Genomic DNA, 21,473 nt, shown 5'->3' on the forward strand with positions numbered 1-21,473 from the left:
AGTCCCCTTTCTGCAGTCGTCTTCGCTATCTAAAGTCTTCAGCGCTTTTAGGCAGTGCCTCTATACCCTGACGGGCAACCCGACTAACAAATGAATAACCACCCGCGCTGCAAGACTGCCGGAACACCACCTTGTCATCCTTGAGCACCGTCAGAAAACTCCCAAACGCCTGATTAACGAGGTAGGTATACGGGCCCTTTTTGAATTTGATGTTGTTCAGGTTAACGCTGCCTTCCGACGCATCCACTACGAAGAACTTGCCCTTGGGAGGCACGTTTTTCTGCGGATAGAGCATTTCTATCTTTCCCGGAACACCGTAACGGTATTGAACATATCCGGCAGTGGGCTTGTTGTTCCCTTGCGCGCAAACAGAAACCGTTTTACCCCCCGACAAAGGACAGCTGAAGTAGATGTCTTCTTCGGCGGAGCACAACGTTCCATCCTGCCCGCCCTTCAAAGGCGCTGTTTCTTGCGAGACGCGTTCTGGTATTTGAGTGACATCGGCGCAATTGGACAAACACACCAGCTTCGAAAGCTCCGGAACATCACTTTCAGTAAACAGGTACGTCGCTGAACCGTCACGGTTGCGGGCGTGGTAAACGGGAACACTGACGGCCAGCCCCTTGGCTGATACGGGCACTGCCTTGTCTTTTCCTGAGACCACCCAGCCCTCAGCACCACCGCACAACGCCTCCAAGGCAACGTCGCTGAAGGGTTCTTTCGTTGGCACTGCGAACGGCTTGGCATCACCTCGGCAGTCGTAGCCGTGCCAGTAGGGTCCGGTGTTCGGGTCAATGTCTATCGAGAAAATATAGGCGCCGTGGAGAACTACTTTTCCGCTGTCATAGGTAAAAACCAGCCAACGTCGGGACTTTGCTTGGGAGTAGTTTTCATTCTCCAGGATGTAACGCTTGCCATCTCGATACAACCAGAAACCACTCATTGCCCCGGCCGACTCTGCTTCCTCGGAGAAACGTTGTCCGGAGATTGCGTCCACAAGAACGTTATCTTTCAGCGCCAACGCGCAGCCGCTGTCGGCCTTCATGCATGACTTGAGGGACGGGAACATCGGCCCCGCAGCCACAGAGAAAGAACACAACAATAACGCGATCAAGACTATTTTTTTCAACTTGCTTCCCTGCTCATGATTTACGGATCTGATTGAACAGACTTCTTTCTTCAACCCAGTTCTCTGCGTTTTAAAGCGAGTAATCCATCACTTCTTCCAACTGCCAGCATTGCCCACGGACAAACCGATACTCGAAGACGTAGTCGGTATCTGGCTTCTGCAGGATCGCAATTGCCTTGTCGCCCCGCTCTTCCTTGACGGTCAACGTCAGGCCCTGGGCCTCTCGCTTTGCTTGATCCGGAATGACAGGAAACTTAAGTTGATCGCCGCTGAGACTGCGCTTTTCCATCTCGGGCTCGGGATCGCCGGCCACGGTCGTGGCCATTCTCAGCGGTTGTTGTACGAAGGCTTTTTGCACATCTGCGCGTTCGGAGAAAGCTGAGAGGAACGCTGAAAAGTCGGTCGAAGGGCAAGCAACATTGGACGTATCAACCTCGGCTTTGAGTGGATTCTGGCCGTTGTCCTGATGCAGTTTTGAATCCGCAATTATCTTTGCATCCAAGTCTGCCAAGCGCTTTTTAATGCTGGTCGCATCCTTGTAAGCACATTCGACCTTTACATCATCCGCCAGATTTCGACCGTCGAGACAGTTCTCAAGCTCGGGATCTGGTGGGCCGCCGCTAAAAAACCGCAAAGCCAATTGTTCGCCATCCTTCACCAGTGGCAATTCCAGCACCGAATAGGAATCACCTTCGAATTGACTGTGCGAGACTTTTTGTTTTGTCAGAACAAACATGGACTTCCCCGCTTGCTCCGGGAATTTGCGCTCGAAGAAGAACACCGAGGCAATCTGCTCACCTTCGACTTTCCACACATAATTCAGCGAAGGCTTCACCGCATTCATGGTGGTGTAGAAGATCTCGGCATAAGGAACATGTCCTTCCCTAACTTGACCTTTGAGGTTGTTCTTCAAAAAGAACACTGTGATCTTTTGATCACCGAGCGAGGCAACCACAGGCGGATGCAGCTCACCGATGGTTTGTGGGTCACTCGCTATTGCCTGCTGAGCCAACAAGGCAACCACGAATCCGAGCGCACTCATACAACTTAAGAGCCTGGCCAATTCCACTCACTTCCCTGTTGATCAATCTTCGAATGTTAATGCTGATGGTTTCACGATGACTCAGGTGCGTCACACTTAAGGCTGGCCATAGACGATCCTCTTCACCACCGGGCTTTCTGACATTAACTGTCTCTTCGTAACGCCATAGGCCTTGATCAGCTCGTCCCGAGATCCCTTCGAGCCAAACGAGCGCTGGTTATTATCGAAGCTGTATTGCTCCAATCGCCCTGCTGTCGAGTAATACCCATGCCACTCCCCGCAGGCACCACAACCGCCATAGCCGCCTATCGAAACAAGACTGCCCTTGGTGCCTTCCACGCAATCCATCGCCACAACGACATTGCTCAACATCTTCGTCTTCGCACCGTCGGAAGTGAGTTGTGAAACTTTGCTGATATCGCGTCGAAGCACTTTGCCGCCGATTTTGATGGTCTGGTCGGAGCAGACCGGGATGACGTGGGTTTGCGCACCATCCACCGTCACCGATCGGCGGGACGACACCAACACCACTTCAACACCGCCGCACTGCATGACATCGCGTTGGGTGTAAGCATCCGTCGGCGCGGCGAAGGCTGGGAAAGAGAACAACCATGCCAGGCCCCCGGAAAACAAAAGCTGATTCATTGAGAAATCCTTTTCGCCGTTAGCCGGCCTTTTGTTTTGTCAGGCACTTTGCATAGCCGTCCGCAAACTTGGCGTCGAATGACAACGCCACCGGTTCATCCAGCTCGGCCGAGGTGTTGAGCAATTCGTGGGTAGCCGAGGTGTATTTGATCCAGCCAATCGTGCCGGTGCCGTCGGTGTCGAAAAACAGCTGAGCGCGCACTACTTCACCGTCGTCCTCGTCGATCAGCAAATTGACCTTGTCCTTGCCGACATAACGAAACGGAAAATCGCTGCTCCTGACAAGCTCAGTAAGGTAGCCGTAGCAACTCCCTTCGCTGGCAGTCGCGGGCAGTGAATGAGGTAAAAGCGAAAGCGCAATCAGCACCGACCGAATGAAAAACCGGTTCATCCACTCACTCCTCATCCATCGGCGACGATTCCACATCGGTCATGCTTAGCAGCCGAAACTCATTGTTCACAAACTCGTAGTAACGATCCCGGTTACCACTTTCCAAAGCATTCCCATGCGCATCTTCTTCGCCGTCGAGCGTGATGCCGGACACGATGATCAAGCGGCTGTCGGGCTGGTAAACCATGCCGAACGTGCTGCCGTCGTAAGCATTCGGCAGACCACCAACAACCTCACCGGTCTGGGCGTCCAGCACTTCGCCACAAATGGCGCTGCCGCCACAGCCGAGCCTGTGCAGGATGTAATGACCGGCGAAGTTGACCTTGCCTTTCAGGGCTTGCACCCGTGCCTGATCCATCATTGGGCTGCTGTTTTCTTGCGGCACCAGCTTATGGTTGGGGCCGGTGAAAACTGGCGTGACGGTGTAATCCTTGAAGGCTGGATCGGCAGCGAAGGCCATGGCGGTTGAAATTGCCAAGAGACTGCCCGCTACCAGTGACAGCCAGTTCATACGCAACAACAGTGTTTTCACTTCCTATCCTTCGAATTCATCAGTTCCAACTCACCATCCCGATACAACACCTCACACCCCACCCACGCCGGATCCACCTGCGGCATCACCGCCGATGGCTTGCGCAGCTCCCGCAGCAACGTCGAGCCATGCGACAAGCGCCCACCCATCCGCGCAATTACTGCCCGCGCTGTTTGATAGTGCGCGTGTCGCCCCGGATCGAGGGTGTCTTCGAGCAAAATATCCTCGCCGAGGATGCCCCGCACCTGCCCCGGATAAATCATGAACCCGGTGGCCAGCTCCGCACCTTCGCGACCGTCCTGCCAGAAGCTGCCATCGCGGGTGCGCACATCGGGGTGCGGTGCAAACCAATGTTCGCGATCCGCCAGCGGCATGGCGTGGTGCAGACGGAAGAAGACGCGCATCAGGTTGTCGCGGTACCACTCGCGCACTTGCAGGTAGTAGCCGCGCAGGCCCGGCAGGCCGCTCGAATGCGCGAAGCGGATCAGCCCTGACCATTGAGGGAATGGCTGTAGCGGCAGTTCGCTCGACGCGGGTCGAGGTGTAGCCGGATCGGTTTCCCACGGCAATCGATGCGGACTGTTTTCAAGGTTGTCGTAAGCGGTCGGCGGGCGGCCCAGCCAATCACCGCCGCTGCTGGCCAGCGCCGTGGCGATGCACAGATTGCCTTGCACCACGAACACGTAAAACCGGGTGAACCAGTCCGCGAGTTGTTGGCCATCGGCAGCTTGGGCGACGAGTTCGGCCAGCTCTCGATCGAAACGCTGCAAACCATTTTCAAGGTTCAGCAAATGCCCGCGAGCCTTGCGTTGCATACGCAAAAACAGCGGCAACGAACACAGCATCTTCAGCGATTGCCACGGCAAGTGCGGAGTCGCCCCGCCAACTTCACCGGCGTAGTTGCTGGCGCTGATGCCCCAGTCGGCGAGTCGGGCGAGAAAAAGGTCATTGTTGATGTAGGACGCGCCGCCGAACACTGCGGTGAACGGCTCGTTGTCCTGCAACACCCGCGCATCCCAACGCGCCATGATCGCCGGGATACTTACGGCGGCGCGGCGCTGGGCGTACTCCACCAGTACGCTCGGTTGCGGCGGCAGGATCTCGGCGATATTCGCGGCGGTCAGGTGTCTGCGCCAGCCGTAATCGCTGATCGGCCGGTATTGCAGCAGCCACAGTTGCGCGCCGTCCCAGGCCCATTCAACATCGCCGGGCACGTAGTGGAACACGCGCAACACGTCTTGCAGAAAGTGCCAGAGCAGGTCTTCGGTCAAACCGTGGGATGGCGTGAACGTGCCGCTTCGCCACGCATCGCCAACCCGCGAAAGCGTTGCTCGCGAAGGGCTGACGTGACCGTCGGCCAGCGATTCGAGATGGCCTTCAACCCACTCCAGCTCTACCGAGAGATGGCGCACAAAAGCGATCCCGGACACTACCGGGGTGATGAAGCGCTGCACCACCACTTCCTCGACGCCTTCGGCCGTCAGTTCGGCAATGCGTGTTGGCACATTGGCGGTCGGCTCGCGCAGATAGGTGGCGCTCAAACCGGCATTCGCCGAGTCGGCCTGATCCTCGCCATAACTGGAGGAGCGCACCGCCCAGGTCACATCAGGTTGGGCGGCGAGAAATGCCGGCAGGCGCGGATCGCTGCAATCGTTGAGCGTCAGCGCTGCCGGTACCGCTTGCCGCGCCAGTTCAGCCAGGCGCAAACGCCCACCCTTGGTGTGCGCGACAAACCCGCGCTGGCCCGACTCCAGCCACTGCGCGAATTCGGCGGGCGAGTCGATCCACGGGTAATGACCCCAACCGGGTTTCAGGCTAATGGTCAGATCAGCGCGGGCGAGAATCGCCGACCATGCCGCCGCTTGCTCGATGCCGAGCACCGCGTCCTGATCGCCCCAGACCAGCTCGACCGGATCGGTGATCCACTCCAGCAGCGGCAGCGCAGTGTCGGCGCGAACCAGATCCCAGTGCGGTACGAACGCACGGCAGCGCGCATAACCGGCGCCCATGCGCTGGTACTGCGCGGGTGTCCAGGTCTGGTTGGAGAACTTGCGCGCGAACAGCGTGGGTTTGTTCGACAGCAGCCAGTGAATGGTCTTGCGAATCGGCAGCGGCGACATCAGTGCCGGCAACCGCCGCTGCCAGAGAAACGCCCCCACCGGCGCCAACAAAACGCTGCGGGAAAAGTGCCCGGGACGACGTTGCAACGCATGCAACACCAGCAACGCATTGACCCCGACTGCCATGATCGCGCTGCCCTGCTGCGTCATCGCCAGCAAGGTCTGCGCGTAGTCCGCCAGATCCTCGCAAGGCGGTTGCGGATTGGCGCCGAAGCCCGGCAACTCCAGCGGCACCACGTCGTAGTGCTGGAAGTGCGGCAGTGCGTCGTCCCACCAATCGGCAGCGCTGCCGTTGCCGGCCAGCAGGTACATCAACGGCTTGCTCATGAGCGATCCTCAGGTCAGATCGCGCAGAGCGGCGTCGAGAGTTGGATAACGGAATGTGTAGCCGGCCGCGGTCAAACGCTGCGGCACCACGCGCTGACCGTCGAAAAACAACTGCGCCATCTCCCCCGCCATAGCGCGCACCGGCGCAGCGGGAATGTGCAACCACACCGGACGCTTGAGGACCTTGCCGGCCTGCTCGGCGAACGCGGCCTGACTGACCGTTTCCGGCGCGACCATGTTGTAGGTGCCACGCAGATTTTCGTCGTTGAAAGCCCGCGCGATCACCTGAAGCACATCATCGCGATGCACCCAACTCATGATCTGCCGACCATCGCCCATGCGCCCGCCGAAACCCAAGCGAAACGGCAGCAGCAACGGTGTCAACGCACCGCCGGGGCCGAACACTACGCCGAGACGCAGCACTACCTGACGCACGCCAAACTCAGCGGCCGGTTGCGCGGCGGCTTCCCAGCGCGCGCAGAGTTCGGCCATGAAACCTTCGCCCTTGCTGGCGTGTTCGTCGAGGTTTTCGCTGGCATCGCGTACGCCGTAGAAGCCGATGGCCGAGGCTTGAATCCATAGCGCTGGTTTGTGCTTGGTGTTCTTCAGCCAGGTCATCAACGCTTCGGTGGTGCCGACTCGGCTGGCGAGCAGTTGCGCCTGACGCTTGGGAGTCCAGCGCGGGCCGGCGACGGGGGCGCCGGCGAGATTTATCACTACGTCGAAGGTGTCGTCGTGGCTGAGTTCGCTGAGTGAATGCACACAGCGGACGCGGCCGTTGAATAGATTGGCCGCGCTCAACGGATCGCGCGTCAGTACGCTGACCGAATGGCCGGCGTCTAGCAGTTGGTTGACCAAGGCTTCACCGATAAACCCGGTGCCGCCAGTGATCAGCACACGCTTGAAAGCGCCGCCGGCAAACGGGTTGGATTGGCTCGGAGTCTTTACTGAAGGGGATTTTCGGCGGTCATGCCGATACAGCCAAAACAACGGTGGCAGTAAAACCAGCAACGCAAAACCATCGAGCCACAGGTGCGACCAGACCTGTTGTTGCGCTGAGAGCCACATGTCCTGCGGCGCCCATAACAGGATGCCGGCGCTCAACCAGCCCCAGACTGCCGGGGCTTTCAAGCGATTGCCCAAGTGCACCAGCGCGAGCATGTACAGCGAATAACTTTGCAACGTCGCGCCGAACAGCGCGAGCCACCAGACTTGTTGTTCGTGGCCGGCCGCAGGTACCGCATCAGCGCCCCAGAATGCGAGTTCGAGATTGTGCAGGTAGCCGTCGAGTAATCCGGAATGCCCGGCCCAGGTCAGGGTGAGACCGGCGAGTATGTGCACGATCGCAGCGGCGTATAACCAGAGCACTAACGCGGGGCGAAGGGAGATCGAGGGGGCTGGCATTCCGTGTCCTGAGCGCATTCCTTGGGGGTGGGGAGTTTAAAGGAAAATCGCGGTCGTCAGATGCTCAAAAACTAAACGTTTTACCGGACGGATTCAGACCCAACGACTGCGAAAACGCATCAGACATGACCCGGCATTTCAGATGCAGTGGCTGGCCTTGATCGGTGCTGCGCCTGTCGATCCCAATCGCCCCACGTTGAAGATGCCCAACTGATTACCTTTGTCAGCCGCCATCTGATAACAGGCTAACGCCCGGGACATATCCTTCGTTCCAAACTCGCCACCTTCAAAGGTCGAGGCCAGATAATTCATCGCATCAGCGGAGCCCATGGAAATAGCACGAATAACCTGCTCTTTTGCCTGCTCGGGATGGAGGCAAGGGCCGTTATAGTCAGTGGAGTTTCCTGAACAAAGAAACGTGGCATAGGCCAACGCGCCACTCGGTATTTTCGAGGCCGCTTTGAATAGCGCCTCAACCTTCGGGGTTTCCAACTGAGACGCCATTTGCGAAAGGCTCAGGCTTGCCGCCGACAGGCTCGCCTGTGCGTCACCCGACTCCGCAGCACAGACAAAATTTTCCAGCGACGCTTCAATCAACTCCACAGTCAGCGGGTATTGCTCAAGAAACCCCAGCCCACCTAGCGCTTCGGCACGCTGATAACAGAAGTTCTCGGCGCGGCTCATTCCCGGGTTATCTGTTGCGACAAGATCCTTCTCGCTGATCGACCAATCCTCAATCCCCTCAAGCACCCAGCACGCCTGACGAGAGAAGTTGAAGATTTTCACATTGCTGTTGCCCGCTCGCTTATCCACCACGTTGACGTGACTATCATCGACCTCTTCGATTTCAACTCCAGGTGTTTTGCCGGGCGTGATAGCGGCCATCAGCGGGTAGGTGAACGTTGTTCCACTGACACCCGAGGTCGAAGGCTCAAAGGTACTACGTTCCTTTCCCGCCACCGGTTTCAACACCAGCGACTTGACCGTCATTGCAGTGAGACGGCGTTGTGATTCGCTGTTGGCGGAAAACGCAGTCAGGAAAACAGGGAACTCCTCCGAAGGACAAGCGCCGCTGGCTGGCGCCGTTGAAGTGCTCTTATCGGAAGCAAGAGCAGGGACGATCTTGTCCAGATACGCCGAACGCTCATGACTCATTCTGGCGATGCACGAGTTGACAGCGAACACATGCGCCGGCATCCCCGTCTCGATTTCGAATGCCTCCAAAGGGCAGTTCGCATCGCGCAATTTCAACCACGCACGTTGCGACTCTTTGACGTTCGCTGCGTACTCCGCGCCCAATGCCGGATCTGCTCGATAGTCAGATTCAAGCCGCGTCATTAACTGCTTGTAGCTGACATTCAACTGCGCATCGGCAGCCTTCTTCGACGCCTCCGAGCAGGGCACCATTTCCAGGCTTGAGGTGACATTGCGGCAGTCGTCCTGCGCGTAGGCGGCTGAAGCCGGCAGTAGCACGGCCAGCAGAGTAAAAACAAAACGTTTCACGTTGTTCTTCCTTGAGTCATTCAGGTTTTGCGTTTGGTGAATCGGGTGATGCATTGATCTGGTCCGTTCATGCCCCAGTAAGTGCTGAGCAACGTCTTACGTTTTTTGTCGACGCGCAGGTTAACGAAGCCATCGCCGCAGTCCGGCTGCAACTCTTCAAACGTGCCGGATTTGGGGCTGATTTCGTGTCGACACCGTTGACGGGACTCAATGTGGTGGTTTCAGCTAAGGCAGGCATCGTCCAAGTCAGACCGATTAGTGATGCCGCTAAAGGGTTGAACTGAATTTACCCGCCCTACTCCCACCTGCGCCCGGAATCCCAGGAGTGCAAACGGGTCGTTGCAACATCAGGGATAGTCGATGGCGACAAGGCAGGAAATGAACACGCTGGAGAAAGGGGAGGTGCGGACTTAGCCAGAGGCACATCCGTCACCTTTCCCCTTGGAATAAACCAAATTTACTGATCGACAAGTTCGATCAGAGTGAGCTTCTTGCCATCGAACTCGTAGAAGCGCTGCCGGTTACCCTCCTCGAGGTCGTTACCCTCTACATCCACTTCCGGATCGGCCGCTACACCCATAATCTCGAGCAATTTGCTGTCTGGCTTGTAGACGGCCGCGTAGGGTGCGGTACCGTCATTTCCGATGATGTAGTAGGCATTAGGAAAGGACGTAACAACCTGCCCCGTTTTCACGTCAAGAATTTCGCCACAGATAGACCCGCCGCCACAGCCGTTTGCGTAAACAACATAATGGCCTGCAAAACTTACCGGTTGCTTGATGGCTTTTTTACGCCCCTCAGCCCAGCTTTTATTTTCATCACTGGCAACAGCATCGTGCTGTTGACCCTTAAAAACCTCGTCGACTTTATAGTTTTCGAACCGAGGCACATCGGCCTTGGCAAAACACGAGAAGAGAAAAAGCGCGCCCAGCCAAAACAAGCGGGACGCTGATAACTTACTTGCCATTGTTTTTTGACTCCTCGAGAACACGAACCATGTCAGCCGGCAAAATGTGAGCGGTATTGAGACCGTCGCCCGCATAATACGACTGTCCCTCAAAGCTGGCGACCCTCGCGAGCATCACCGGTTTGCCGTCTTTCATTTCGATGTTTCCGTGCTCATCTTTCTTCGGCACCGGGCTAATGGTCTTGCCCTTTCTTACACCTGCCGAGGCGAATTCCAAGGCCCAGGCATAGGCAGCTTTTTCGACGTCGCCATCGCCTTCCAGATACTGGATGAATGCCTTGCGCTTAACTTTTATCAAGTATTCCTCAAAAATCTTGTCCTGAGTCTCTTCGTCAAACTTAAGCGTGGAAGCAAGTTCGAGCTTTTTCACAGCACCATTGATCGTATCAGGAACCATTTGATAGCGACCCGCCGCAAAAATATCCCGATCCTTCTGTTTCTGCTGTAGTTCAGCGATGGTCAACGTAGTCAAATCAGTTTTATAAAACGCTTTCAGTCCACCCTTGGTCCTGTTGTAAGCCGTGTAATCATTATTCGACTCAACGCTCGCGAGCAAATTGGCAAACGCACTGTGCGCCCAACCTTTTCCAGGCACCGCAAACTTCATGAAATTATTGACGAACGCAATCGGGTGAAAATGATAGACCTGTTTCGGAAGAGGCATCTGTAACGCACCCGCCAGCTCATCCCAAAAAACAAGCTTGTCAATCCGCTCTTTTTCATGTTCCAGTAACTTTGGCGACTCAGCGAGCAGTTGATCAAGACGACTCCACTTGGGCTCGGAAGACTTCGCCTGCCACTCGGTGGGGTGGTAAGCAATCAACTTTGTCCATTTATCCCGGAACTCCACATTCTTCAATGCCGAGTTCAAGTCCGCGGAGGTAACTTCACCATCTTTGTCACCCAAAGCGTCGAGTTTCGCATGGAGCTCCTTGAAAAAAGGCGGCATCGAGTCCGGATCAAGAAAACCATCTGAATTCTCATCGCCCTCTTTGACAACTGCATATCCCAACTTTGCCCAATCATGTTGAGATATCAACTGAGCACCTGAAGACGTAAAGGTAACATCTGCCTTTTTTATCAGGCCCGTCAGCTTTTTATCTTTCTCTGTAACGGTCGGCTCATACCACTCAACCCCTTTTGAGTCTTTGAACACAGAAACCGATCCCATAGGAACTATATGTTTGGACTCAAGGGTCGCGGGCTGTCCCGTGGACGCCTTACTGGCAAATACCGTGCCCGCCGGCAGATTCAGGTAACTCATGCCAATTTTCAGGGCTGCTTCATTCTGCAAGAATTTATCGAGACCCGTATCACTGGTGAATATCTCAATATGAGCGTGATATTTGCTAGAGATTGAACCCTCAACTTTCCCGAGGTTCTCCTGCAAGCCTAAAAACCCTATTGGATGGCCTGCTTTTATCGCTGCTTCGCAAGCAATTACCTTATCGAATTCGGCAGGTGTGACTTCGGCCCACGTGACCATCCGAGCGTTACCGATATCTTCGACGCTCGCCCAGAATGTTGACGGAGCCGTCCCTGCGCCTCTCAAACCGCCAGACAGGCAGGTGCACTCAGCCATCCGAACCAGAGAACTTCCAACCTTCAGATTAAATACTTTGGTACCGTCGAATTTAATTTCACTGTTCAAACAGAGGGCCATTTCTCCCAGCGGTTCACCAGCACTTTCACCGTTAGCAACAGCTTTGGGCGCTGCGAACAACGGCAATCCGTTCGGGGCGCTGACACGAGCCTTAACCAGCCCTTTCCAATAGCCTGGCCGGGTTCGTTCCGGCGGTAATATTGCGCTCCAGATCGCGGTGTCTTTTTTATTCTTGACTGCCACACCGTCTTTCTTATAAGCAAACCAAGATTCTTCCCCTAACTTCCTGTTAGGCACCTTGCCACTTAACAACTTACCTCGGGCATAAGTGATACCGTTGCTGGCAAGCTTTTCTTCTAGAACTTCAAAGACAGAGCCCGCAGAAATCAGCCCATACTTCACGCATTCCGGACCTTCCTCAGAATCACTGCGGGCAGTAAAATCTCCCACCGTGAACTTTATCTTCGGCTTACCCAACTCCTCCTCTGTAGGCAAATAGCCTTTATAGGGCATCAAGTGCATATAAAGACTGAAAAATACCAGCTTATTTTGTTTCCCTTTGTTCGGGCCCTCTTCCGGGTTAGCGGGCGACTTGTAGTCATGCCGAACCAGGCAGAAAGAATTAGAGTATTTAAGCTTGGCCGGTTTATCTCCAGCGTACTCCGACTGTAAATAATCTTCGTTGAGGCGATAGGCTACAACCACACCATCCGCCATGCATCGTACGGGCTCGTCTTTCACACAGTAGGATGCACTGGCATTGCTAATATGAATGCCACCGTGCCAAAAGTTATAGCTACCCAAAAGGTATTGACCTGAGGTCTCATTTTCGATGGCGGTATACAGTTCATTGGCACTGTCGAACTGTTTCCCATCAGCCTTTCTTATGGGGAATTGAAAGTTTAGAACAGGCTCCGGTCCAGCAGGCGTCGGTGCAGGAGCGGGGGCAGGGGTAGGTTGTTCCGCTGCGCCGGTTCTATACTCTTCTTTAGCCCTGAGAAACTTTGTAGGAATCGGCCAGTAGAAGGCCGGATCTTTAGTGCCAAAATAAGTAAATGATGGCCCTTTCCTCGTCTGCGCGCCGAAGAACTTGCCTGCAGTACCGGTGGGATTAACGTCAACAACAATACCGGTATGAAATAACTTATCCCCACCACCCAGCGGATCTTCATTAATCCAAAGAGCGATATCACCTTTCTTGACGTCGGGTGGCACCACGGTTGTGTAGTAAGTGGAATCCACCATTACACGGGTATCTTGATACGGGATTTTGTAGCCAGCCCCCGTCAGCAACAAATTAACCATGTGCGAGCAGTCGATTAATTTATTACCGGCCGCATTTGTTTTTATGCCATCGCCACCCATCTTGTACACGTAGCCACGGTTTTCGTAATTACCCGTTAAATCTAATGGTTCTGTCATTTCTGCATCCTGCAAATCAATAGCAATGGCTGGTTTCTGTGGCGTCAGCGGTTTGCGATTTCAATCTGGTTAAATTACTCAGGGCGATGGCATTTCCTTTACTGGCGGCCAAGCGATAGCAATCCAGTGCTCTGGAGGCATCCTTGGTTACCAATCTTCCGGTCTCGAACGTATCACCCAGTTTATTTTGAGCATCGGAAGAGCCCATCGATGCGGCGCGAATCAATTCCCTTTCTGCTTCTTCAGGATGCTGACAAGGGCCCTCGGGGTCTGTGTCATTGCCATAGCAATAGAATGTGGACAATGCAGAAGCTCCGCTTGCCAGAGTAGTAGCGGCGGCCTTGAACAGGGCTTCGACCTTCTCTGTTTCCAATTGAGAAGCCATTCCGGAAAGACTCAGACTGGCAGCACTGAGACTTGCCTGAGGATCGCCGGAAGCTGCTGCACACAGGTAGTTTTCCAATGCTGCTTCAAAGAGTTCTCCGGTCAGGGAGTATTTGTCCAGGCCACCAAGGCGCCCGTAAGTTCGCGCACGCTGATAGCAAAAGTTCTCGGCGGTACTCAGGGTCGGCGTGGTCGCTTCAACAAGGTCTTTATCATTGATCGACCAGTTCTCGACGCCCTCGAGTACCCAGCATGCCTGACGAGAAAAATTGAAAATCTTGATGTTGCTGTTACCCGCTCGCTTGTCCACAACGTTGACGTGACTGTCGTCGATTGTTTCGACTTCAACCCCGTCTGTCTTGTCTGTGGCTAAAGGTGCCATCAGCGGAAACACCAATGTGGAACTGTTGATCTCCGTCGTTTGCGGCTCAAGAGTCCGCCCCTCTCCTTCGGGTTTCAACACCAGCGACTTCACCGTCATCGCAGTCAACCGCTGCTGAGTTTCGGCATTCGCAGAAAACGCCGGCAGAAACTGGGAAAAGTCCTCGGACGGACATTCATCCGCATAAGCGCTGCCATGAAACAGGCTCAACAGCGACGCGGTGAAAACCGCTATCGCGATGCCATTGCTCTTCTTCAAAACACCATTCATGTCGATCACTCGGAAAACACAAAAAAAGCCTTCGGCTTAACCTTCTCAGACACCGCATTCCCCAACGCCTGATCCATCAAACTCCCCGCCTTATCCTTATCCGCCGCCCCCGGCAGCACCGGCGGTTTAATCCCGATCCCCGTGCCGGAGCCAGCCGAGCCCCCGGCATTGATCTTGATCACCGGCCCAACCACCGTCACCCCACCGCCATCAAGCTTGATAAAGCTCCCACCCCCAAGGATGGTCAGCTCTGTCCCCGCCTCAATAACAATCTTGTCCCCAGCCTTGAGGTGAATCTCTTTCCCCACACTGGTCAGCTGCGCCGTGCCGAGTTTGACGTGTTGGTTCTGCCCAATCGTCAGGTGATCATCCAGCTTCGCTTCAATCTTGCGATCAGAGATCGTGGTGCGGTGTTCTTCAGCCTTCAGCTCGGTGTAAGTGTTCTTCACCACCGTGTCGTGACGTTCATTGCCGACCCGAATCTTCTGGTCATGCTCAACGTTTTCATCCCAATCACGCTGGGCATGAATGTAGATCTGCTCCGCACCTTTCTTGTCTTCGATGCGCAGTTCGTTGTACCCACCGCCACCCGGTGAGCTGAGGGTTTTGAACACGCTGCGAGTCTTGTTCGCCGGTAAGGCGTACGGCACAGGGTTTTCCTTGTGGTACAGGCAGCCGGTGACGAGGGGCTGGTCGGGGTCGCCTTCGAGGAAGGTGACGAGGACTTCCATGCCGATGCGCGGGATGCTGATGGCGCCGTAGCGGTCGCCGGCCCAGGAGCTGGAGACGCGCAGCCAGCAGCTGGTTTTGTCGTCGGCGAGGCCTTCGCGGTCCCAGTGGAACTGGACTTTAATGCGGCCGTACTGGTCGCAGTGGATTTCTTCGCCTTTGGGGCCGGTGACCATGGCGGTTTGGCTGCCGAGGACGCGCGGTTTCGGGTGTTCGAGGGCCGGGCGGTAGAACACGTCCCACGGGGTGGCGAGGAAGGTGTTGCGGTAGCCTTGGTGGAAGTCGTCCTTGTTGTCGGTGGTGTCGCTGGTCACGCCTTCTTCGAGGACTTGCGGCTGTTTGCCTTCATGGAAAATTTCGGTGAGCAGCCACAGGTCGTTCCACTCGCTGCGCGGGTGGTCGGACATGGCCATGAAGTGGCCGCTGACCAGTTTGGTCTGGTCGCCGCGACCTTCGGCCTGGCGGTAGTCGGCGCGGTGGCGTTCGAGGGCGCGCTGGCTGAGGAACTTGCCACGGGCGCGATCGATGAAGCGGCCCGGGTAGTCGTAGTCTTCGAGATCCGGCTCGGCGTCTTTGCTATCGAGAGCGCCTTCGGGTTTGTAGGCGGCTTCCATTTGCAGGCGCGGTTTTTCGAAGTCGTAGTCGCGGCGCGTGGTGCGGCTGGTGCGGGTTTCCAGGCGCAGTTTGAAGCCTTTGATTACCGGTTCTTCGGCGACCATGCCGCTGCCTTGCACGTACGCAGTTGGCTGGCCGAGATCGGGGAACACGGTCTGGTCGTCGCCGAACACCAGCAGGTGGCCTTTGTCGCTGTGCTGGAAGTGGTAGTGAATGCCTTCCTCTTCGCACAGGCGCTGGACGAAATGCAGGTCGGTTTCGTCGTACTGCACGCAGTAGTCGCGATCCGGGCACGGCTGGCTGAGCTGGAAGCTGTAGGCGTTGCCCTTGATGCCGTGCTCTTCGAGGATCAGCGCGATGATTTTCGGCGCTGACATCTGCTGGTAGATGCGCTGGTTGGTGCGGTGATGCAGGTATTGCAGTTGCGGCACCATCGACACTTTGTAGCGGGTCAGGCGCTTGCCGGCATCGCCTTGGGCAACACGGTAGATCTGGCCGTGGATGCCCGAGCCTTGTGGATCGAACGCGAGAAACGCTTGCTTGTGCAGCAGTTGTTCGAGGTCCAGATCCGGGTTTTCGCTGACCAATTCCAAGTCGAAACGATACGGCTGGCTGATACCTTCGGTGCCGGTGAACGACAGCACTTGCAGGTCGCCGACGTAGTCTTCCACTTTGAGGCTGAAGTGGGTTTCGTTAGCTGGGTTGAACATAAAGTGCTCCCTGTTCGAATGTCATCCGTTAGGCCCGAAGTCGCAACCGTTGCAGCCAGGACGAAGTGGCGCCCAAGGCGTCACGCAATTGTTGGGCAGTGATGCCGCGTTCTGCCGGGTTGAAGCTCAGCGCGGTTCGCAGCGCTGGCCAGCCGTGTTTCGGTAAGTTCGCCGGTGCTTGCAGTTCGCGCTCCAGGTGCTCGTCGCGGGCCTGAGTCGAGGGCAAGCGGCGGAACGGGTGTTTACCGCCCGCCAGTTCGTAGATCACGCAGGCCACGCCGTACACGTCCGCGCTGGCCGACAACTGTTGGCCCTCAAGCAGTTCGGGGGCGGCGTAGCCCGGGGTCCAGGCGTTGAAGCGCTCGCGGCTCAGGTGCGGCAGGCCGGGCATCACGCCCTCCTCTGCCTGACCGAGGCCGAAGTCAAAGAGGCGCAAGCCGTCTTCGCTGAGCATGACGTTGCTCGGTTTCATGTCACCGTGCAGCACGCCGCGACCGTGGGCGTAGGCCAGCGTGTCGAGCAGCGGCAGGACGATGTCGCGCAGTTCTTGCCACGGCAGGCCGAGGGGCCGCTCGCAGAGCAATTTGTCCAGGGTCAGGCCACGCATGTATTCCATGGTGATGAAGGCCCGCTGGCAGTCGGTGTCGACTTCAAAGGTGTGCGCACGCACGACGTTGTCGTGGCGCAGGCGTCGGGTCAGGGCGAACTCGCTGTAGAGCAAGGCACTGGCGTCCGGCGATTCGGCAAATTCTTCGCTGAGGATTTTCAGCGCGATGTAAGGATCGGGATCACCGAACTGTTCGTGCAGCAGATCCCGCGCCCGGTAAACGGCGCCCATGCCACCCGCCCCGAGCAGACGCTCGAGGTGGTAGCGACCGGCGAGTACGTCCGGCAGTGCACCGATGCTGGCCTTGGTCGGCGCCAGCAAAGGTTCTGCCTTGTTCTCCTTGGCGAAGGCGAAGTAGGTCAGGTTGTTGGCCTGTTCTTCGCTCATCAGCAAGTCGTCGACTGAGGATTCGATTTCAGTCATTGGCGGATCACCACGGCTGTCAGGTTGTCGCGCGCGGCGCCACGCAGGGCGCCGTCGAACAAACGTTCCAGCGCCACGTGCGGCGCGCTGAGGCTGAGGGCGTTGCCGAGGGCATCGCTGCTCAGGCCCTGATACAAACCATCGCTGCAGAGCAAAAACGCATCGCCCGGATAGACCTCGAGTTCGAGGACGTCCAGGGTCAGTGTTTCGGCCGCACCAACAGCTCGGGTCAACGCCTGAGCCGCCGGGTGCGCTGCCGCTTGTTCGACGCTCATTTGCTGTTCGTCGATCAATTGCTGTTGCAGCGAATGGTCCTTGGACAGCTGATACAGCCGCTGCCCACGCCACATGTAACAACGGCTGTCGCCGGCCCAGATGCAGGCCGCGCGATTGCCTTCCACCAGCAGCGCCACGACGGTGCTGCCCATGATGCTGTCGTGACGTCCGGCGGTGACCGTCAACTCCTGCCCCAAACGCCGGTTCAGCCAGTGCAGGCACTGGCGAATGGCTTTGAGGCGTTCGTCGAAGTCCTCGTGTTGCGGCAGTTCAGCCAGGCTGGCGACGATCAACTGGCTGGCAATGTCGCCACCCTGATGACCGCCCATGCCGTCCGCGACCACCCACAGCCCCTGCTGTGGCGAGTCGAGGAAAGCATCTTCGTTGCGCGCCCGCACCTTGCCCGGGTCGGTACGCGCCGCGCTGCGCCAGGCACTGGCCACCAGCATCAGAGCTGCACCGGCATACGGAAGGTGCGCAGTACGCCCATGTCGAACGGGTTCGGCGTGCGCTGGCTGGTCAGCAGGTAGTTGGCGCGCAGGCCACCTACGTCGGCTTTCAGCACCAGCACGTCGCGACCGCTCAGGTACTCGGTCTGCATCAGGTCGAACAGGCGGAACAGCGACCAAGGGCCGGAGTTCTTCTCGATGCCGATCGGGCGACCGGCCATTTTGTCCATGACCAGACTGGTGCGACCGTCTTCAGCGTCGGTCGGCCATTTGAACGACATTGGCAGGATCGGACCGTGGCGGTATTCCATGGTCTTGTCGCCGAACTTGAACTCGGAACGGCTGACCGCCGGATCGAGGGTGTACGGCTCCAGTTTGAACTGCACGGTCGGCTCGGCCGGGTTGATCGAGAAGAAGCTCTGACGAATCGTCAGTGCCGCCGCCATCTGGTCGAGATACATCTTCGATACCGGCAGGCTGTGACCATCGACACTGCGCATGCGGTAGTTGCCAGGATCGCCGCTGACGAACGGACGCAGGTAGCTGTCGAAGAAGCGGTCGACGGTGCCTTGCGCGCGGAAGAACTCGCGGAAATCGCTGATCGCCACGTCGCTGGTGCTGCTGGCGCTGAACGGATAACGCTTGCTGATGGTTTTGCCATACACGCTGTACAGCTCGTTCTGATAACGGCCGTTCAGGTATTGGTAAGCATCGTTGAGCACCAAACGCCACGAGTCTTCGGCCAGCACGTTGAACCACACGCTGAGCGGACGCGGCAGACGGCTGGACGCATTGCGCAGGTTGGTCAGCGCATCACGCTGGCCGCTCATGCGGGTTTTCGCCATTTCGAACGCGGCTTGTTCCGGCGTGCTGGAACGGGCCAGGCCGGCCAGTTGCAGTTGCAGGTCGTTGAGCGCGCTCAGCGCAGGCGTGAGGTCCGCCGCCGGGCCGTTGTTGTCATCGAGCAAGCGATGCAGCGGTTCGAAGCGGCGTTGCAGCGACTTCTTCGCGGTGTCCGGCAGGGTCTTCGCCACGTTCAGGGCCGAAGCCTTGTCCGCTGCGGCGGCGGCAAGTTTGCCGACTTTACCCAGTTTGCCCTTCTGCCCGGCCAGCGCATCAGCAGCGTCGCCAGCTTCTTCGACAGGGTCTGCAGCCGCCTGGAAGCGCGTGTTCTCGCGCACTTCGGTGAGCAAGGCCAGTACCGGCGAGTTGGCCGAGGTCAGGCCCGCCAATTGCTCGGCGCCTTCACCCGCATCGCTGATTGGCGGCAGTGCAACCTGGCCAACGGCTTCGCTCCAGTAGTTGGCGTAGTCGCGGAAATACAACTGCTCCAGCTCGACCATCAGACGACGCAAGTCCATGTCGCTGATGCCTGCGCCTTCGCCCAGCACCCAGTTGTCACGCAGGATGTCGGTGACCAGCGCCGAACCCTGTACCGAGAAATACTGCTGATAACCGGTTTGCGTGTAGAAGCCCGGGATCACGTATTCGGTGCCGATAAACAGCGAACCTTGTGGGCCGAGGTGTTGGCTGAAGCGATAGTCCGGCAGGTTGCGCGCCTGCTCGCGGAGCATGCGGTAAACCACCGTGGCCAACGATTCGCTGCGCAAGACCTGACGCGCCTGAGTGACCAGTTGGTCGTTCAGCGGGTAGATAAACGGCTGCTTCAGCAGACGCTCCAGATGCGCGCTCAAACCGTTCTGCACCGCGGTGTTGCCGGTGTAGCGCGTCGACCAGTCAGTGGCGACCCAGTCCTTGAGCCATGCGGCATCGCGACGGTCCTTCATGTTCAACATCAGGTACGCGCGCAGGCTGTTGAGCAGGCGGTCGCGGTCCTTCATGTTGGCGCGGATCTGCCCTTCGAGCATGGTCGCTACCCGTGGCAGCAGTTGCTTTTCAAGCTCGCGCTCGTAAGCCTCTTTGACCACTGGATTGACGTCTTCGCCCTGATACAGACCACCACGTTCGTGATACGAAACGTCGCCCTTCTTCGGGAACACCTGGGTTGCGGCGTAGCTGCTGTCGAGGGTTTTCAGCACGCCCATGGCGTCATCACGCGGCGACAATGCTGTGCGCTGTTGCGTCCAGTTCTGCGCCAGATTGCGCAGGTTTTCCAGACGCTCATAGTTGGCCGAGAAACCGCCCGCCCAAAGCATGCCGAACAGTGCCAGTGCCGCCAGTGCGCCGACGTACAACGCACGTTGGCCCCAATGAATACGGCTGCGTTCGCGCTTGTCCAGACCGGCCAAGTCGGATTCGGGGAAAATCACCTGGCTGAACAAATGATGGATGAACCGCGAGCGACCGCTGCGCAGGGTCGGCAGCACGCCGGCGCTCATGCCGAGGCTGGCGCCGATGCCGGCGGTGGTCGCATCCATCTCTTGGGTCAGGTGCGGCGCGCTGGTCAGGTAGAAACCACGCAGTTGCGTGGCACGCTGATAACGGTTGCCAGTGAACGCCATGTCGACGAACAGGCACAGGCGCTCGCCGATCTGCCCGAGTTGATGCGGGAAGTCGAGGATGCGGCCACGGCGCTGAGTGTCGCGCTCGGAGTGCATGCGCATGATCACTTGGCTGTTGAGGCGACGCAGCAGTTCTTCGAACTCATTGCGCAACACAGCGACGTCGGTGCCGACCTGATCCTTGCGAAAACTGGTGCCGAGCACTTGATCGCTTTCTTCGCGGGTCAGTTGATCGAAGAACTCGTCGAAGCCGAGCAGCTTGTCAGCCTTGCTCAGGACCAGATAGACCGGTACGTCGACATGCAGTTTCTGATGCACGTCTTGCAGACGGCCGCGAATCTGGCGCGCGAGGGTGTCGATGTCCTGCTCACTGCCGCCGAGCAGGGTTTCCACCGGAATGGTCACCAGCACGCCGTTCAACGGACGCCCGCGACGACGCTTGCGCAGCAGCTCCAGCAATGTCGTCCAGGCACCGCCGTCGACTTCCACATCCGGTTGCGTGGTGTAACGACCGGCGGTGTCGATCAGCACACCGTGGTCGGCGAAGTACCAGTCGCAATGACGGGTGCCGAGGGTGTCGCGGGTCAGCTTGCGGTCGATCTTGTTGATCGGGAATTCCAGACCGGAGAAGTCCAGCAGACTGGTTTTGCCCGAGGCCTGCGGACCGATCAGCAGGTACCACGGCAAGTCGCTGCGCCAGCGCTCGCTGCGGCCGCGATACAGGCTCGACGTCTTCAGGGTTTTCAGCGCGTCTTTGAAGCGCGCCTTCAACTCCTTCTGTTCTTCGTCGATCAGCTCTTCGCGGCGAATGCGGTCCTGGCCATCCTCGCTTTCTTCCTCGGCTTTCTTGCGGATACCGCTGCGCCAGCTGACGAAGACCATGGTCAGGCCCCAGATCAGGAACAGCACAGCGATGGTCAGCAAGCGCGAGGTCGAGCTCTCCCAGAACTTGTAGTCATCAACCGCCAACAACGGGCCGACGAACCACACCAGCAGCGCCACGAACAGCACCAGCAACAAGGTCCAGACCCAGGTCTGGCGCAGGAAGGCGCCGACTTTCTTGAAAAACTTTTTCATCACA

16 protein-coding genes are annotated in these 21,473 nt (G+C 57.4%); 1 reads left to right on the forward strand and 15 read right to left on the reverse strand.

The annotated features are described in order from the left end of the window. Positions 1-25: 25 nt before the first annotated feature. From GTU76_RS03100 to GTU76_RS03135, 8 genes are all read right to left on the reverse strand, one after another. A complete protein-coding gene (locus GTU76_RS03100; protein ID WP_246376002.1) occupies positions 26-1,183 on the reverse strand; it encodes a hypothetical protein in 1,158 nt (385 codons plus the stop codon). 16 nt (positions 1,184-1,199) lie between these two features. Continuing rightward, positions 1,200-2,171: a hypothetical protein gene (locus tag GTU76_RS03105; RefSeq protein ID WP_180698048.1), complete on the reverse strand. Its 972-nt coding sequence runs from the start codon at positions 2,169-2,171 to the stop codon at positions 1,200-1,202. A 96-nt stretch (positions 2,172-2,267) separates the two neighbouring features. Continuing rightward, on the reverse strand, positions 2,268-2,816 hold the full coding sequence (locus GTU76_RS03110; protein WP_180698049.1) for a hypothetical protein: 549 nt from the start codon (positions 2,814-2,816) through the stop codon (positions 2,268-2,270). Positions 2,817-2,835: 19 nt separating this feature from the next. Further along, positions 2,836-3,207: a hypothetical protein gene (locus GTU76_RS03115; RefSeq protein ID WP_180698050.1), complete on the reverse strand. Its 372-nt coding sequence runs from the start codon at positions 3,205-3,207 to the stop codon at positions 2,836-2,838. Positions 3,208-3,211: 4 nt separating this feature from the next. Beyond that, positions 3,212-3,667, reverse strand: coding sequence for a hypothetical protein (locus GTU76_RS03120; protein WP_425503627.1), 456 nt, complete (start codon positions 3,665-3,667; stop codon positions 3,212-3,214). A gap of 68 nt (positions 3,668-3,735) precedes the next feature. After that, a complete protein-coding gene (locus GTU76_RS03125) occupies positions 3,736-6,186 on the reverse strand; it encodes an alpha/beta fold hydrolase (protein ID WP_180698051.1) in 2,451 nt (816 codons plus the stop codon). Positions 6,187-6,195: 9 nt separating this feature from the next. Then, positions 6,196-7,590, reverse strand: coding sequence for a TIGR01777 family oxidoreductase (locus GTU76_RS03130; RefSeq protein WP_180698052.1), 1,395 nt, complete (start codon positions 7,588-7,590; stop codon positions 6,196-6,198). 138 nt (positions 7,591-7,728) lie between these two features. Beyond that, positions 7,729-9,093, reverse strand: a complete 1,365-nt coding sequence (locus GTU76_RS03135) for a lysozyme inhibitor LprI family protein (RefSeq protein WP_180698053.1) — start codon at positions 9,091-9,093, stop codon at positions 7,729-7,731. Positions 9,094-9,104: 11 nt separating this feature from the next. Here GTU76_RS03135 and GTU76_RS03140 point away from each other — a divergent pair, with 11 nt between their 5' ends. Next, positions 9,105-9,377 carry a hypothetical protein gene (locus GTU76_RS03140; protein ID WP_157786313.1) on the forward strand — a complete coding sequence of 91 codons (273 nt, stop codon included), beginning with the start codon at positions 9,105-9,107 and terminating at the stop codon, positions 9,375-9,377. Positions 9,378-9,550: 173 nt separating this feature from the next. On the opposite strand, the gene GTU76_RS03145 is transcribed toward GTU76_RS03140, so the two are convergent. The 7 genes from GTU76_RS03145 to tssM are packed head-to-tail and all read right to left on the reverse strand — an operon-like array spanning position 9,551 to position 21,469. Next, positions 9,551-10,060 carry a hypothetical protein gene (locus tag GTU76_RS03145; RefSeq protein WP_180698054.1) on the reverse strand — a complete coding sequence of 170 codons (510 nt, stop codon included), beginning with the start codon at positions 10,058-10,060 and terminating at the stop codon, positions 9,551-9,553. Next, positions 10,050-13,085, reverse strand: a complete 3,036-nt coding sequence (locus GTU76_RS03150) for a hypothetical protein (RefSeq protein ID WP_180698055.1) — start codon at positions 13,083-13,085, stop codon at positions 10,050-10,052. Before GTU76_RS03150 ends, GTU76_RS03145 begins: the two co-directional genes overlap by 11 nt. A 16-nt stretch (positions 13,086-13,101) precedes the next feature. After that, positions 13,102-14,121, reverse strand: coding sequence for a tetratricopeptide repeat protein (locus GTU76_RS03155; RefSeq protein WP_026000654.1), 1,020 nt, complete (start codon positions 14,119-14,121; stop codon positions 13,102-13,104). Positions 14,122-14,126: 5 nt separating this feature from the next. Continuing rightward, the gene (locus GTU76_RS03160) at positions 14,127-16,175 is read right to left on the reverse strand and encodes a type VI secretion system Vgr family protein (protein WP_180698056.1); all 2,049 of its coding nucleotides are present in this window, start codon (positions 16,173-16,175) and stop codon (positions 14,127-14,129) included. A gap of 28 nt (positions 16,176-16,203) precedes the next feature. Next, a complete protein-coding gene (locus GTU76_RS03165; protein WP_180698057.1) occupies positions 16,204-17,205 on the reverse strand; it encodes a serine/threonine-protein kinase in 1,002 nt (333 codons plus the stop codon). Continuing rightward, a complete protein-coding gene (locus GTU76_RS03170) occupies positions 17,202-17,930 on the reverse strand; it encodes a PP2C family protein-serine/threonine phosphatase (RefSeq protein ID WP_007920303.1) in 729 nt (242 codons plus the stop codon). The genes GTU76_RS03165 and GTU76_RS03170 overlap by 4 nt, the downstream gene beginning before the upstream one ends. After that, positions 17,930-21,469 carry a type VI secretion system membrane subunit TssM gene (gene tssM / locus GTU76_RS03175; protein WP_180698058.1) on the reverse strand — a complete coding sequence of 1,180 codons (3,540 nt, stop codon included), beginning with the start codon at positions 21,467-21,469 and terminating at the stop codon, positions 17,930-17,932. Before tssM ends, GTU76_RS03170 begins: the two co-directional genes overlap by 1 nt. Between the last annotated feature and the right edge of the window lie 4 nt (positions 21,470-21,473).

The sequence above is a fragment of the Pseudomonas crudilactis genome, from assembly GCF_013433315.1.
GTDB classification, from domain to species: Bacteria; Pseudomonadota; Gammaproteobacteria; order Pseudomonadales; family Pseudomonadaceae; genus Aquipseudomonas; species Aquipseudomonas crudilactis.